13 protein-coding genes are annotated in these 14,986 nt (G+C 67.9%); 3 read left to right on the top strand and 10 right to left on the bottom strand.

The genetic code is table 11. The annotated features are described in order from the left end of the window. The first annotated feature begins 39 nt into the window (after positions 1 to 39). Together nrdD and EV672_RS08830 are read left to right on the top strand one after the other, a co-directional pair. Positions 40 to 270, top strand: coding sequence for an anaerobic ribonucleoside-triphosphate reductase (gene nrdD / locus EV672_RS08825; RefSeq protein ID WP_133608376.1), 231 nt, complete (start codon positions 40 to 42; stop codon positions 268 to 270). Then, positions 266 to 976 carry an anaerobic ribonucleoside-triphosphate reductase activating protein gene (locus EV672_RS08830; protein WP_424923138.1) on the top strand — a complete coding sequence of 237 codons (711 nt, stop codon included), beginning with the start codon at positions 266 to 268 and terminating at the stop codon, positions 974 to 976. Before nrdD ends, EV672_RS08830 begins: the two co-directional genes overlap by 5 nt. Before the next feature lie 14 nt (positions 977 to 990). Here the strand turns inward: EV672_RS08830 and EV672_RS08835 are convergent, their stop codons facing one another. The 9 genes from EV672_RS08835 to EV672_RS08875 all read right to left on the bottom strand — a co-directional run bounded on the left by EV672_RS08835 (position 991) and on the right by EV672_RS08875 (position 12,988). Beyond that, positions 991 to 1,698 (bottom strand): carbonic anhydrase, encoded by a 708-nt coding sequence (locus EV672_RS08835; protein ID WP_133608380.1) that lies wholly within the window; start codon positions 1,696 to 1,698, stop codon positions 991 to 993. Positions 1,699 to 1,714: 16 nt separating this feature from the next. Continuing rightward, positions 1,715 to 2,539: a peptidylprolyl isomerase gene (locus tag EV672_RS08840; protein ID WP_133608382.1), complete on the bottom strand. Its 825-nt coding sequence runs from the start codon at positions 2,537 to 2,539 to the stop codon at positions 1,715 to 1,717. A gap of 33 nt (positions 2,540 to 2,572) precedes the next feature. Then, entirely contained in the window at positions 2,573 to 3,274 is a 702-nt protein-coding gene (narI, locus tag EV672_RS08845) for a respiratory nitrate reductase subunit gamma (RefSeq protein WP_133608384.1), read from the bottom strand. Between the two features lies 1 nt (position 3,275). Then, the gene (gene narJ / locus EV672_RS08850; protein ID WP_133608386.1) at positions 3,276 to 4,004 is read right to left on the bottom strand and encodes a nitrate reductase molybdenum cofactor assembly chaperone; all 729 of its coding nucleotides are present in this window, start codon (positions 4,002 to 4,004) and stop codon (positions 3,276 to 3,278) included. A 2-nt stretch (positions 4,005 to 4,006) separates the two neighbouring features. Beyond that, positions 4,007 to 5,530, bottom strand: coding sequence for a nitrate reductase subunit beta (gene narH, locus EV672_RS08855; protein ID WP_133608388.1), 1,524 nt, complete (start codon positions 5,528 to 5,530; stop codon positions 4,007 to 4,009). Positions 5,531 to 5,560: 30 nt separating this feature from the next. Beyond that, entirely contained in the window at positions 5,561 to 9,379 is a 3,819-nt protein-coding gene (locus EV672_RS08860; protein ID WP_133608390.1) for a nitrate reductase subunit alpha, read from the bottom strand. Positions 9,380 to 9,406: 27 nt separating this feature from the next. After that, the gene (locus EV672_RS08865; protein ID WP_133608392.1) at positions 9,407 to 10,849 is read right to left on the bottom strand and encodes a NarK family nitrate/nitrite MFS transporter; all 1,443 of its coding nucleotides are present in this window, start codon (positions 10,847 to 10,849) and stop codon (positions 9,407 to 9,409) included. Positions 10,850 to 10,885: 36 nt separating this feature from the next. Then, complete coding sequence (locus EV672_RS08870; RefSeq protein WP_133608394.1) at positions 10,886 to 12,169, bottom strand: MFS transporter; 1,284 nt, start codon at positions 12,167 to 12,169, stop codon at positions 10,886 to 10,888. A 117-nt stretch (positions 12,170 to 12,286) separates the two neighbouring features. Then, a complete protein-coding gene (locus tag EV672_RS08875; RefSeq protein ID WP_133608396.1) occupies positions 12,287 to 12,988 on the bottom strand; it encodes a response regulator in 702 nt (233 codons plus the stop codon). Positions 12,989 to 13,103: 115 nt separating this feature from the next. On the opposite strand from EV672_RS08875, the gene EV672_RS08880 reads away from it, so the two are divergent. Then, positions 13,104 to 14,324, top strand: coding sequence for an NAD(P)H-dependent flavin oxidoreductase (locus EV672_RS08880; protein ID WP_133608398.1), 1,221 nt, complete (start codon positions 13,104 to 13,106; stop codon positions 14,322 to 14,324). Between the two features lie 2 nt (positions 14,325 to 14,326). Here EV672_RS08880 and EV672_RS08885 read toward each other — a convergent pair whose 3' ends face one another. Beyond that, positions 14,327 to 14,890 carry a hemerythrin domain-containing protein gene (locus EV672_RS08885; protein WP_133608400.1) on the bottom strand — a complete coding sequence of 188 codons (564 nt, stop codon included), beginning with the start codon at positions 14,888 to 14,890 and terminating at the stop codon, positions 14,327 to 14,329. Positions 14,891 to 14,986 lie beyond the last annotated feature (96 nt).

Consider the following 14,986-nt stretch of genomic DNA (forward strand, 5'->3'; position numbering starts at 1 on the left):
GCCCCCCGCACTGTTCCTACACCGCCCGAAGGAGGCCCCATGACCTGCACCGCACGCACCCTTGACGCCCCCCACCCGCTGCTGGCCGAACACGAGCGCCAGCGATGCGAGGTCTGGACCCGGGTGATGGGCTATCACCGACCCATGGCCTCGTTCAACGTGGGCAAGAAGGGGGAGTTCCATGAACGACAGTATTTCGCCGAGCCCGGCCGATCGGCTGGCGACGCCGGTGACCGAATCGAAAGTCACGCTCAGGTTTGCGCCGATTGAGCCCCGCCTGATCCCACCGCTGGACGTCGGGGGCTTCACGCCCCTGAGCACCACCGACTGGCCGGGCCAACTGGCCGCGGTGGTGTTCGTGCAGGGCTGCCCCTGGCGTTGCCACTATTGCCACAATTCCTCGCTGCAACCGCGCCAGTCGGAGTGCGGGCGCGACGCCCTTGCCTGGGGCAAGGTGCTGGACACCTTGAAGCAACGCCAGGGCCTGCTCGATGGCGTGGTGTTCAGCGGCGGCGAGCCCACGCTGGATGCGGCGCTGGCGCCGGCCATGCGCGAGGTGCGCGAGCTCGGCTTCATGGTGGGCCTGCACACGGCGGGCCTGTACCCGCAGCGGCTGGCGACGCTCCTTCCCCTGCTGGACTGGGTGGCCCTGGACATCAAGACCGAGTTCGAGGACTACAAGGCGATCACCTCGGTACCGCGCAGCGGTGAACCGGTGCGCGAAAGCCTGGCCCTGGTGCTGGCCAGCGGCAAGGCGCACGAGCTGCGCACGACCTGGCACCCCGATTTGATCTCTGAGGCCGCTTTGATGCGCATGGCGCGCATGCTCAAGTCCGCGGGCGCGCAGCACTGGGTGCTGCAAGGCTACCGGGCCACGCCGGTGACCGAGGCCACGCTGGGTTCGGTCGAGCGCACGCCGCCCGATGCGCTGGTGGCGAAGCTGCGCCACATCGGGCCGGCGCTCAGCGTCCGGTGAGCTGTGCCGGGTGATCAGCGACCGCCCCAACGGGCATCGATCTCGTTGAAGATGGATTGCTCGTCGGGCGGGGCGTCCTGAGGCGCATCCTGGTAAGGCCCGGTGCCGCTGTGCTCCGATTGCGATGCCGGCAGGAACTGGCCGGTCTGCACATCGAAGACATGCACTTCGCCGTCTTCGATGACGTAGTGCCAGCCGTGCAGCGTCACCTCGCGCTTCTCGACGCGCTCGCGCACCATGGGGTAGTCCATCAGGCGTTCGAGCTGCAGCACCACGGCGCGTTGCTCGGTGCGGCACAAGGCCTCGGGCGTCACCTGCACGGGCAGGGCGGCTTCGCGCGCCAGGTCCAGCCAGGCGCGCAAGTTCTTGGCCTCTGCGGGCACCTCTTCGTACAAAGCCTTCATCGCACCGCAATGCGAGTGTCCACAGACCACGATGCGCGACACCTTCAGGTTGAGCATCGCGAATTCGATGGCAGCTGCCGTGCCGTGCAGGCCATGCAGGCCGTCGTAGGGCGGCACCAGCGCACCCACGTTGCGCACGATGAAGAGCTCGCCCGGGCCCGCGCCGGTCAGCAGGTAGGGCACCAGGCGCGAGTCCGAGCAGCCGATGAACAGCGTGGTCGGGTGCTGCCCGTCCGTCACCAGGCTCTGGAAGCGCGACTGGTGCTGCGGGAAGAAGTCGGTGTGGAAGTGCCTCAGGCGTTGCAGCAGGTCGTCCATGGGCCGTGCTCCCGCGTCACTGCAGCAGGGGCGAGGTGGCGGCGTCCAGGTCGGCGCCTGCGACCCCGTGGCGTCCGGCCAGCACGGCACAGGCTTGCTTGAGCGCGGTGGCGAAGGCCTGCTGGCGCAGCGACTGCGCCACGGCGTCCTGCACCTGCTCAAAAGCGGGCTGCACACCGGCCTCGCGCGCTTGCACCTCGACCACGTGCAGGCCGAAGCGGCTGTGCACCAGGCGGGGCAGCACGCCGATGTGGGCCTGGGCTTCGTCCTGGCCGAAGAGTTCGCGGGCGAACTCGGGGGCGCAGTCGGTGGCCTTCAGCCAGCCGCGTTCGTCACCCAGTGCGCCACCCAGTTCACCCGAGGGGCAGTTGGACACGGTGCGGGCCGTGTCTGCGAAGGTCTCGGGGGCCGCACGCACCGCCACCAGTACCTGTTCGGCGCGTTGGCGCAGGGCCTGGACGTCCACGCCGGGCGTCACGGCGAACAGGATGTGGCGGGCCTGCACGCGCTCGCCTTGGGCATAGCGGGCCGGGTGAGCGGCGTGGAAGCGCCGGCTGGCGGCCTCATCGGGCTCCGGCACCTGGATGGCCTGGTCCAGCCAGCGGTCGATGGCGTCGGCCGCGGCTTCGCTGATGACGCCATCGCTGGGCGGCGGGTCATCGGCAGACAGCAGGCCATCTTCGATGGCGGCCAGGCGCAGCAGGGCCAGGCTGGCCAGCTGGCGCCGCTCGGCTTCGGTCAGCTGATCTGGCTGCGGGTGCAGAACGTCGTCGCCCACGCGCAGGGCGCGGGCGGCTTCGGCGGAGGCGTCGGAGGAGGTGCTCAGGGGGGCGGTGTGCATGGGGGTCTCCCGGGTGAGGTCCGTGGGGGCTGTTCAGCGCGGCAGGCCAGTGCGGCGGCTGCGCACCAACTGCCAAGGGCGTGCCACATAGCCCACCGAGGCAAAGCCGCTCCAGACATGCACCAGGCGGGTGAAGGGGAAGATGATGAACAGCGTCATGCCGGCCACCATGTGCACCTTGAAGACCAGCGAGACATCGGCGATCAGGCTGGCCGCGTCGCCACGGAAGGTGACGATGTGCTGCGCCCAGGCCATCAGCTTGAGCATGGTCTCGCCGTCGCGGTGCGCCAGCGACAGGGGCACGGTGGACAGGCCCAGCAACAACGTGCCCAGGATCCAGAACAGCACGAGGAAGTCGCGCGGCTTGCTGGTGGCGCGCACGCGCTCGTTGCCCAGGCGGCGGGCGATCAGCAGCAGCAGGCCGACCAGGCCCACAACGCCCAGGATGCCGCCGGCCACCACGGCCAGCATCTGCTTTTGCCCGGCGCTGATGCCCAGTGCGTGCACCAGGTTGGCCGGTGTCAGCATGCCGAAGAAGTGCCCGAAGAACAGGCCGATGATGCCCAGGTGGAAGAGGTTGGAGCCCGCGCGCAACATGCCGGTGGACAGCATCTGGCTCGACTCGCTGCGCCAGGTGTACTGGTCGCGGTCAAAGCGCACCAAGCTGCCCAGCAGGAAGACGACCATGGCGATGTAGGGGTAGATGCCGAAGAAGAATTGGTGGGTGAGGCTCATCTCATGCTCCTCGTTGAGGGGTGGAGGCGGATGCGCGCGGCGTGCGCACGATGTGGATGGGTTGCGGCTGGTCGGCGCGTTGCTGGCCGCGGCTGGCGCAGCCATCGAAGGCGGCGGGCTCCGCCCAGGCGTCATCGAGGGCCTCGTCTTCGGGCACCTCGGTGGGCGCGATGGCGTGGCCCATCAGCTCCAGCACGGCCGCCGGGACGTGTGCGTACAGGCTGCGGCGTTTGAGCAGCGCCGCGTACAGCGCGTTGAGGATGTGGGCGAACTCGCCCGTGAAGCCCTGTGCTGCGCTGGCGTCCAGCGTGGAGGCGAACTCCATGACCAGGGGCAGGTGGTCGGGCAGCTCGCCGCCGTTGTCGGGCTTGAGCCGCAGGCCGGCCTGCTCGTAGGTCTGCACGAGGTCCACCATGGCCTGGCCCCGCTCGCGCGAGTCGCCGTGCACGTGCTCGAACAGGTGCAGCGAGGTGGCGCGGCCGCGGTCGAACAGCTCGACGTAGTCGGACTCGACCTCGTAGGCGTCGCTCGCTGACAGTTGCGACACCAGCCGCTGCAGGCCGGCCAGCCGAGCCTCGCTCAGGCCTGGTTCGGCGTGCAGCGCGTCCAGCAACTCACCGAGGTGCGCGCGCAGTTCGGCATCGGGGTAGGCCAGCAGGCGTGCCAGGGCCCGCAGGCTGCGCGCCGGGGTCGGAGCGGGGGTCTTGAAGTGGTTCAACAGGCTGCTCATGCTCAGACCTCCGACTTGATGGGGATGGTGCGTTTCTTCTTGGCGCCGAACAGGCTGGTCTCGGTCTGCCCGTCGGAGCAGCCGTTGCCGAAGGAGAAGCCGCAGCCACCGCGCAGGTCGAAGGCGTCTTCGGCGTACTCGCGGTGGGCGGTGGGGATGACGAAGCGGTCTTCGTAGTTGGCGATGCCCATGATCTGGTACATGTCCTCGACCAGCGCAGGCGTCAGGCCCACCTGTTCGATGGCCTTGACGTTGGCCGCGCCATCGACGTGCTTGCCGCGCATGTAGGCGCGCATGGCCAGCATGCGTTCCAGCGCGCGCGACACCGGCGCCACATCGCCCGCCGTCATCAGGTTGGCCAGGTACTTCAGCGGGATGCGCAACTGGTTCACATCCGGGATCTCGCCATTGGTGCCGACGTGGCCGGCGTTGGCCGCGGCCTGGATGGGCGAGAGCGGCGGCACGTACCAGACCATGGGCAGGGTGCGGTACTCGGGGTGCAGGGGCAGGGCGACCTTCCAGTCCACGGCCATCTTGTAGACGGGGCTGTTGCGGGCGGCGGTCAGCCAGGCTTCGGGGATGCCGTCGGCGCGGGCCTGCTCGATCACCTTGGGGTCGTGCGGGTCCAGGAAGATGTCGAGTTGCGCCTGGTAGAGGTCGCGGTCGTGCTCGGTGCTGGCGGCCTGCTCGATGCGGTCGGCGTCATAGAGCAGCACACCCAGGTAGCGGATGCGGCCCACGCAGGTCTCAGAGCACACCGTGGGCTGGCCGGCCTCGATGCGCGGGTAGCAGAAGATGCACTTCTCGGCCTTGCCGCTTTGCCAGTTGTAGTAGATCTTCTTGTAGGGGCAGCCGCTCACGCACATGCGCCAGCCGCGGCACTTGTCCTGGTCGATCAGCACGATGCCGTCTTCCTCGCGCTTGTAGATCGAGCCCGAGGGGCAGGACGCCACGCACGCCGGGTTGAGGCAGTGCTCACACAGGCGCGGCAGGTACATCATGAAGGTGTTCTCGAACTGGCCGTAGATGTCCTTTTGCACATCTTCGAAGTTCGCGTCCTTGCTGCGCTTGCTGAACTCGCCGCCCAGGATCTCTTCCCAGTTCGGGCCCCACTCGATCTTCTCCATGCGCTTGCCGGTGATCAGGCTGCGCGGGCGGGCGGTGGGGGCGGCCTTGCTTTTCGGAGCCGACTGCAGGTGCTCGTAGTCGAAGGTGAAGGGCTCGTAGTAGTCGTCGATCTGCGGCAGGTTGGGGTTGGCGAAGATCTTCATCAGCAAGCTGAGCTTGCCGCCCTGGCGGGGCTGGATCGACCCGTCGGGCTTGCGAACCCAGCCGCCTTTCCACTTTTCCTGGTTCTCCCATTCCTTGGGGTAGCCGATGCCGGGCTTGGTCTCGACGTTGTTGAACCAGGCGTACTCGACGCCGGGGCGGTTGGTCCAGACGTTCTTGCAGGTCACCGAGCAGGTGTGGCAACCGATGCACTTGTCCAGGTTGAGGACCATGCCGATCTGTGCGCGGACTTTCATGTTGTGTTCTCCTTGAGACCAGCTTGGGAATCAGGCGTGGGCGGGGGAAGCCGTGGCTTCGCCATCCAGCCAGTCCACCTTGTTCATCTTGCGCACCAGCACGAACTCGTCGCGGTTGGTGCCGATGGTCCCGTAGTAGTTGAAGCCGTAGCTCAGCTGGGCGTAGCCGCCGATCATGTGGGTGGGCTTGAGCACGATGCGCGTGACCGAGTTGTGGATGCCACCGCGTGTGCCGGTGATCTCCGAGCCCGGCGTGTTGATGATCTTTTCCTGGGCGTGGTACATCATCACCATGCCGGGTTTGACGCGCTGGCTCACCACCGCGCGGGCCGCAATCGCCCCGTTGGTGTTGAACAGCTCCACCCAGTCGTTGTCCACGATGCCGGCGCGCTTGGCGTCGTCCTCGCTCAGCCAGATGACGGGCCCACCGCGGTTGAGCGTGAGCATCATCAGGTTGTCGGTGTAGGTCGAGTGGATGCCCCACTTCTGGTGCGGGGTGATGAAGTTGAGCGCGATCTCCTGGTGGCCGTTGGGCTTGCGACCGGCGATGTCGTCCAGCGTCTTCAAGTCCACCGGCGGGCGGTAGCACACGAAGCCTTCGCCGAAGGCCTGCATCCAGGGGTGGTCCTGGTAGAACTGCTGGCGGCCGGTGAGGGTGCGCCATGGGATCAGCTCGTGCACGTTGGTGTAGCCGGCGTTGTACGAGACCTTCTCGCTCTCCAGCCCCGACCAGGTCGGCGAAGAGATGATCTTGCGCGGCTGCGCCTGGATGTCGCGGAAGCGGATCTTCTCGTCTTCGCGGTGCAGCGCCAGGTGGGCGTGCTCGCGGCCGGTCTGTTTGCTCAAGGCCTCCCAGGCCTTGACGGCGACGTGGCCGTTGGTCTCGGGCGCCAGCATCATCACCACCTCGGCGGCGTCGATGTCGGTCTCGATCTTCGGCATGCCTTGCGACACGCCTTCTTCGCGCACGACGCCGTTGAGCTCGCCCAGTTGGCGCACCTCGTCCTGCGTGTTCCAGCCGATGCCCTTGCCGCCATTGCCCAGCTTGTTCATCAGCGGGCCGAGGGACGTGAAGCGCTTGAAGGTGTTGGGGTAGTCGCGCTCGACCACGGTGACCTGCGGTGCGGTCTTGCCGGGGATGAGCTCGATCTCGCCCTTGAGCCAGTCCTGCACGCCGAAGGGTTGGGCCATCTCGGCGGGCGTGTCGTGCATCAGCGGGGTCAGCACGACTTCCTTCTCGACGCCCAGGTGGCCCACGCAGACCTCGCTGAACTTCTTGGCGAAGCCCTTGTAGATGTCCCAGTCGGAGCGGGCTTCCCAGGCCGGGTCCACCGCCGTGGACAGCGGGTGGATGAAGGGGTGCATGTCGCTGGTGTTGAGGTCGTTCTTCTCGTACCAGGTGGCGGTGGGCAGCACGATGTCCGAGTACAGGCAGGTGGTGCTCATGCGGAAGTCGAGCGTGACCAGCAGGTCGAGCTTGCCTTCCGGGGCCTTGTCGTGCCAGACGACTTCTTCGGGCTTGGCGTCATCGTGTCCCAAATCTTTTCCCTGCACGCCGTGGGTGGTGCCCAGCAGGTGCTTGAGGAAGTACTCGTGGCCCTTGCCGGACGAGCCCAGCAGGTTGGAGCGCCACACGAAGAGGTTGCGCGGCCAGTTGTCGGGGTGGTCGGGGTCGGTGCAGGACAGCTTGAGCGAGCCGTCCTTGAGCGATGCCACCACGTGGTCCTTCGGGTCCAGGCCCTTGGCTGCGGCCTCGTGCACCACCTTCAGTGGGTTGGTCTGCAGCTGCGGGGCCGAGGGCAGCCAGCCCATGCGTTCGGCGCGCACGTTGTAGTCGATCATGCTGCCGCCGAACTTGGCCTTGTCGGCCAGCGGCGAGAGGATCTCGTCCACGCCGAGCTTCTCGTAACGCCACTGGTCGGTGTGGGCGTAGAAGAAGCTGGTCGAGTTCTGCTGGCGCGGCGGGCGCGACCAGTCCAGTGCGAAGGCCAGGGCCGTCCAGCCGGTTTGCGGGCGCAGCTTTTCCTGGCCCACGTAGTGCGCCCAGCCGCCACCGCTTTGCCCGATGCAGCCGCACATCATCAGCATGTTGATGATGCCGCGGTAGTTCATGTCGCAGTGGTACCAGTGGTTCATGGCCGCGCCGATGATGACCATGGACTTGCCTCGGGTCTTGTCGGCGTTGTCGGCGAACTGGCGGGCCACGGTGATGAGTTGGTCGCGCGGCACGCCGGTGATCTGCTCTTGCCAGGCGGGGGTGTAGGCGACGTTGTCGTCGAGGCTGCGCGCGCCGTTGTCCACCAGCACGCCATCGCGGTCGGTCAGGCCGCGGAAGACGCCGTAGCTGGCCAGCTGCAGGTCAAAGACCGTGGCCACCCACACCTCACGCGCCTGGCCCGCATCTTTGCCCTGACCCTGCACGGTGACGCGCTGCATGGGCACGTGGCGCAATAGCACCGAGCCTTGCTTGTTCGAGTCGAAGCCCGGCGAGTCGATGCCGCCGAAGTAGGGGAAGGCCACAGCCTGCACGTCGGCCCGGCGCGTCTCGGCGTGCTGCGCGTCTTCCAGGGTGGACAGCTTGAGCTTGACCTCGCGGCCCTCGGTGGCCTCCTTGGCTTCGAGGTTCCACTTGCCCTGGTCGGGCCGGCCATCGGCGCCCCAGCGGAAGCCGATCGAGCCCTGCGGCACCACGATGCGGTCTTCGCCGTCCCAGGCCAGGGTCTTCCATTCGGCGTTGCTGCTGGCGTCGCCGTCCAGGTCGCTGGCGCGCAGGTAGCGTTGCGGCACGAGGGCCTTGCCCATCGGCGTGTCCTGCTCCTGCAGCATCACCAGCATGGGCAGGTCGGTGTAGCGGCGGGCGTAGTCGTCGAAATAGCTGCTGCGCTTGTCGATGTAGAACTCGCGCAGGATGGTGTGGCCCATGGCCATGGCCACGGCTGCGTCGGTGCCCTGCTTGGGGTGCATCCAGATGTCGGTCAGCTTGGCGACTTCCGAATAGTCGGGCGTGACGGCCACCGTCTTGGCGCCCTTGTAGCGCACCTCGGTGAAGAAGTGGGCGTCCGGCGTGCGGGTCTGGGGCACGTTCGAGCCCCAGGCGATGATGAAGTTCGAGTTGTACCAGTCGGCCGATTCGGGCACGTCGGTCTGCTCGCCCCAGACCTGCGGGCTGGCTGGCGGCAGGTCGCAGTACCAGTCGTAAAACGACATGCACACGCCGCCGATCAGGCTCAGGTAGCGGCTGCCCGCGGCGTAGGACACCATCGACATCGCCGGGATGGGCGAGAAGCCGATGATGCGATCAGGCCCGTGCTGCTTGATGGTGTGCACATTGGCCGAGGCGATGATCTCGTTGACCTCGTCCCAGGTGGTGCGCACGAAGCCGCCGAGGCCGCGCTGCTTTTGCCAGCTGCGGCGGATGTCGTCGCTGGCCATCAGGGCCGACCAGGCATCGACCGGCGACTTGGCCACAGCCCGCGCCGCGCGCCAGTGCTTGAGCAGCTCGCCGCGCACCATCGGGTGCTTGACCCGGTTGGCGCTGTAGAGGTACCAGCTGTACGAGGCGCCGCGGGCGCAGCCGCGCGGTTCGTGGTTGGGCAGGTCGGGGCGGGTGCGCGGGTAGTCCGTCTGCTGGGTTTCCCAGGTGACGATGCCGCCCTTGACGTAGATCTTCCACGAGCACGAACCCGTGCAGTTGGTGCCGTGGGTGGAGCGCACGATCTTGTCGTGCTGCCAGCGGCTGCGGTAGGCGTCTTCCCAGGTGCGGTCTTCGCCCGTGGTGACGCCGTGGCCGTCAGAAAAGCCTTCCTTCGCTTGTGCGAAGAAGGTCAGTCGGTCCAGGAAGTGGCTCATGTTGTGTGACTCCGTGGGGAAGGGTGATCAGCAGGGTTGCTCGGCATCGCGGCGGGCGTAGAACCACCAGGTCGTCACGATGCAGACCACGTAGAAGCCGATGAAGGTGAGCAAGGCCAGCTCGGGGCCGCCGGTGGCCGCGATCGCCGAGCCGTAGCTCTTGGGGATGAAGAAGCCGCCATAGGCCGCGAAAGCCGCGGTGAAGCCCAGCACGGCGGCCGCTTCGGTGTTGGCCTCCTTGACGGCGACGGCCTGCGCCAGCTCGTCGTTGCGGGGCGCGCTTTGCGTCTTCAGGTTCAGGAAGATCACGGGGATCATCCGGAAGGTCGAGCCGTTGCCGATGCCAGTGGTCAGGAACAGCACCAGGAACATCAGGAAGAAGCCCGTGAAGCTGCCTTCGTGCGGGCCGAACGGCAGGGCCCACATGCTGCCCGTGGTCTTGGGCAGGAAGAACAGCACGCCCACCACGGCCGCAGCCATCACCACGAAGTTCCAGAAGGTCACGCGCGCACCGCCCAGCTTGTCCGCCAGCCAGCCGCCCACCGGCCGGATCAGCGCGCCCACCAGCGGCCCGATCCAGGCATAGGCCAGCGGGTTGACGTCCTTGAACTGCGACTTGATCAGCAGCGGGAAGCCCGCGGCGTAGCCGATGAAGGAGCCGAAGGTGCCCAGGTAGAGCAGGCACATCAGCCAGTTGTGCTTGTTGCGGAAGATGGCAGCTTGCGCGGCGAACGAGGCCTTGGCGTCGGCGATGTCGTTCATGAAGAACCAGGCGGCTACCGTGGCAATGACGATCCAGGGCACCCACACGAAAGCCGCGTTCTGTGCCCAGACCTCGACCTGCTGGCCGGCCTTGTTGACGATGGTCTGCGACTCACCGCCGAAGACACCGAAGACGCCCACCGAGATGATGATGGGGCTCAGGAACTGCACCACCGACACGCCCAGGTTGCCCAGGCCGGCGTTCACGCCGAGGGCCGAGCCCTTGCGCTCCTTCGGGAAGAAGAAGCTGATGTTGGACATCGACGAGGAGAAGTTGCCGCCGCCCAGGCCGCACAGCAGCGCCAGCACCAGCATGGTCGGGTAGGGCGTGGTCGGGTCCTGCACCGCGAAGCCGATGCCGATGGCGGGGATCAGCAGCGAAGCCGTCGAGATGGCCGTCCAGCGCCGCCCGCCGAACACCGGCACCATGAAGGAGTAGAAGATGCGCAGCGTGGCGCCCGACAGGGCCGGTGCTGCGGCCAGCCAGAACAGCTGGTTGGTCGAGTACTTGAAGCCCATCATGGGCAGGTTCACGGCGACGACGCTCCAGAGCTGCCAGACCGCGAAGGCCAGGAACAGCGCGGGCACCGAGATCCAGAGGTTGAGTTTGGCGACGGCCTGACCCTCGGTTTCCCAGAAGGCTTTGTCTTCCGGGGTCCAGACCGTCAGCGTCCGATCGGATCGGGCGCTTGCGTGGGGGGTGCTCATGGGGTTCTCCTTCGGAGAAGGTGGAGGTGCGGGGGATCAGGCGCGTGCGCCCGAGGGGGAAGTCGATGCGGAGGGCGATTCGCCGCGGATGACATCGCGGGTGCGAACCTCGGTGAAGTACATCCAGATCAGCGAGACCCAGACCACGCCGTACAGCAGCATGAAAGCGCTGGAGCGCACGCCGGTGAGGTCGAGCAGGTAGCCGAACATGATGGGCAGCACGAAGCCCCCCATGCCGCCGGCCAGGCCGACGATGCCGGAGATGGTGCCGATGTTGTCCGGGTAGTCGTCGCTGATGTACTTGAAGACGCTGGCCTTGCCGAAGGCGAAAGCCACGCCCAGCACGGCCATCAGCGCGGTGAAGGTGTAAACGTTCAGGCCGATGTGGAAGGTCTGCGGGCCATTGACCGTCAGGATGGTGAAGTCGGTTTGCGGGTAGCTCAGCAGGAACAGGCAGATCCAGCTCACCCACAGCACCCACCAGGTCACCTGGTGCGCGCCGTGCTTGTCGGACAGCCAGCCGCCGATGGCGCGCAGCACACCGCCGGGCAGGGAGAAGCAGGCGGCCAGCAGCGCGGCCACGCGGATGTCCAGGCCGAACTCACCGGCGTAGTACTGCACCATCCACAGGCTCAGGGCCACGTAGCCGCCGAAGACGATGCTGTAGTACTGGCAGTACTTGATCACCCGCGGGTCCTTCAGCGCCTTGAGCTGGGCCGCGAAGCCGCCCTTGGCTGCGGGCACCAGGTGGGCCGGATCGCTCGCGCTGCCCAGCCAGAACACGATGGCCGTGCCCAGCATGACGGCCGCATAGACCTGCGGCACCATGGCCCAGCCAAAAGCCACGACCAGGGCCGGCGCCAGGAACTTGTTCACCGCGGCGCCCGAGTTGCCCGCGCCGAACACGCCCATGGCGAAGCCCTGCTTCTCGCGGGGGAACCAGCGCGCCACGTAGGGCGTGCCCACCGAGAACGAGCCGCCGGCCAGGCCCACGAACAGGCCCAGCACCAGGAAGTGCCAGTAGGCGGTGGCGTAGCTCATCAGCCAGATCGGCACCACGCACAACAGCATGGTGATGAACAGCACGATGCGGCCGCCGAAGCGGTCGGTCCAGATGCCCAGGGGCACGCGCACCAGCGAGCCGGTCAGCACGGGCGTGGCCGTCAGCAGACCGAACTGCGTGGCCGTCAGGCCGAGTTGTTTCTTGAGCGGGATCCCGATGACCCCGAACATCATCCACACCATGAAGCACACCGTGAAGGCCAGTGTGCTGACGACGAGGACGCTGAGGGCTTTGCTTCTGTTTTGCTTGATCGACATGGTCTGTTCCTTTGCCATGTCGGGCAGTGTCAGAAGATCAGCGCTGCGTGGGTATCCTCCGTTGGGCGTGCCGGGTCGTTCGGAAGAACTACTCCCTGGCGCCGGGTTTGATCTGGGTCAGATGGTGGTGTCGCCGGAGGCCATCACGGCGGCCTGCACGCGCGAGCTCAGGTTCAGCTTGCGCAGGATGTGCTGCACGTGGATCTTCACCGTCGTCTCGGCGATGTCCAGGGCGCGGGCGATTTCCTTGTTGCTGGCGCCGCGGGCGATCTCGCGCAGGATGTCGCGCTCGCGCGGTGACAGGCGCGACAGTGGGTGCGGCATGGCCGGTGCCGCGGCGGTGACCGGCTCAGGCTCGACCGGCAAGGGCGGTGCGCCGACCGCCGCGCCCCCGATCGCATGGCGGTAGGCCGCCACCAGCTTGCTCGTCATCTCGGGCGACACGGCCGACTCGCCACGGTGCACCGCCTCGATGGCGTCGATCAGGTCCTGGCCCTCCACCGTCTTGAGCAGGTAGCCGCTGGCCCCGCGCGACAGGGCCAGGGCCAGGTCGTCGGCGTCTTCGCTGACGGTCAGCATCAGCACCTTGGGCGCGGGTTGCAGGGCCAGCAGCTGCGGCAGGGCGTCGATGCCATGCACGCCGGGCAGGTGGTTGTCCAGCAACACGACATCGGGCTGGTGCTGGGCGGCATGGCGCAGCGCTTCGCCCGCATCGGCGGCCTCGGCCACCACGGTGACGCGCTCGTCGCGGGCCAGCAAGGCCATCAGGCCGCGGCGAAAGAGGGTGTGGTCATCGACCACGAGCAGGCGGATGGGCATGGCGTGTCAGGGGGGAGGGAGCGGGTGATCGCGCCAATCTTTGACGCAGGGCAAGCCGGCCGGGGTGGCGAGGCACTTACCCTGCGCCGACCCCTTGCTGCTGCGATTGTCTGCCATGAACGCCATCCCCCAAGACCTGTTTGACCTGCTGGCGCGCAGCTCTGTGCGCCCCTTGCGCCTGGGCGGGCGCCAGTTGCTGCCCATCGTCCAGGGCGGCATGGGCGTGGGGGTGTCGGGCCACCAGCTCGCGGGCACCGTGGCGCGTTGGGGCGGCGTGGGCACGCTGTCCTCGGTGGACCTGCGCCGCCACCACCCGGACCTCATGGCCCGCACCACCGGCCTGCCGCAAGACGACCGCGCCAAGCTGGCCATCAACGCGGCCAACCTCGAAGCCATCGACCGCGAGGTCCGCGCCGCGCGCGCAATCAGCGAGGGCCGTGGCCTGCTCGCCATCAATGTCATGCGCGCCGTGGCCGACTACGCCGCCTCGGTGCGGCAGGCGCTGGCCTCTGGCATCGACGCCATCGTGGTGGGCGCCGGCCTGCCGCTGGACTTGCCCGATCTGGCCCGCGAGCACCCCGACACCCTGCTCATCCCCATCCTGTCGGACGCCCGCGGCGTGCAGCTCATCGTCAAGAAATGGGAGCGCAAGCAGCGCCTGCCCGACGCCATCGTCATCGAGCACCCGCGCCTGGCCGGCGGCCACCTGGGTGCGGCCAAGGTGGCCGACCTGAACGACCCGCGCTTTGACTTCGACCGCGTCATCCCCGAATGCCTGGCCTTTTTCCGCGCGGCCGGCATCGAACGCGAGATCCCCTTGATCGCCGCGGGCGGCATCCGCAGCCTGGCCGACATCCAGCGCCTGCAGGACCTGGGCGCCGCCGGCGTGCAACTGGGCACCCCCTTTGCCGTGACCACCGAGGGTGACGCCCACCCCGAGTTCAAGCGCGTGCTGGCCGAGGCCCGCGACGAGGACATGGCCGAGTTCGTCAGCGTGGCCGGCCTGCCGGCGCGGGCCGTGCGCACGCCCTGGCTGGCCAGCTACCTGAAGGCCGAGCCCCGGCTGCAGGCCGTGGCCCATGCCAAGTCGCGCTGCACCAAGGCCTTCGATTGCCTGGCGCAATGCGGCCTGCGCGATGGCCTGGCCACCTGGGGGCAGTTCTGCATCGACAACCAGCTGGCCGCGGCCTTGCGCGGCGACGTCAAGAAGGGCCTGTTCTTCCGCGGCGCAGGGGCCTTGCCCTTCGGTGACCAGATCCGCAGCGTGCGCGAGTTGCTGGAGCGCTTGCTGGAGGGCGATGCCCAGCCCGGCCAGGCGGCACCCGCCGGCGTCTGAACTCAGTCCTGTGGGGGGCTGCGCCGGGCCACCATGGCGTCGGCCAGGGCGCGCAGCACCGGCGCAGGCAGCTCGGCCGCGTGGGGGTACACCGAGGCTTCTTCCTGCGCGACGTGGGCCCGGTAGCGCGTGGCAAAGCCGTCCACGTCCGGGCTGCCGTCCGGGCTGCCGTGCGGGGGCGTCTGCCCCTCGGCGATGTGCGCCAGCCAGGCGCGCACCGGCAGCCACAGGGCGCCCAGCGTGTCGTGCTCCTGCTGGAGCGCGTCGATGCGCGCGTTCACATCGGCGTGGCCCAGCGCCCGCAGCGCGACGAACAGGTTCTCGTCCTCGTCGGCGTGGTGCAGCGGCGCGGCCAGCGTGAAGTAGCGCAGCACGGCGGTGGCGGCCTCGCGGGCCTGGGCGTCCGCGCCATGCTCGGCCACATGGGCCTGCAGGCGCTGCGCCAGCTGGGTGAAGCGCACCACCTTTTCGTGGCAGGCGCGCAGCAAGGCGATGGGGTCGTCGATGCGGGGCGACACCGGTTGGGGGCGCGCCGTGCGCGCGGGCAAGGGCAGGGGGCTGGGCATGCGCCATTGTCCCGCCGGTAGGCGCCGGCCGACACCTTCTCCGCCCCACCGTCAGGGAGTAGTGCTTCAGAAGGATGGGCCGTGCAGCCCTGACTG

Source organism: Aquabacterium commune (assembly GCF_004362855.1).
GTDB classification, from domain to species: Bacteria; Pseudomonadota; Gammaproteobacteria; order Burkholderiales; family Burkholderiaceae_C; genus Aquabacterium; species Aquabacterium commune.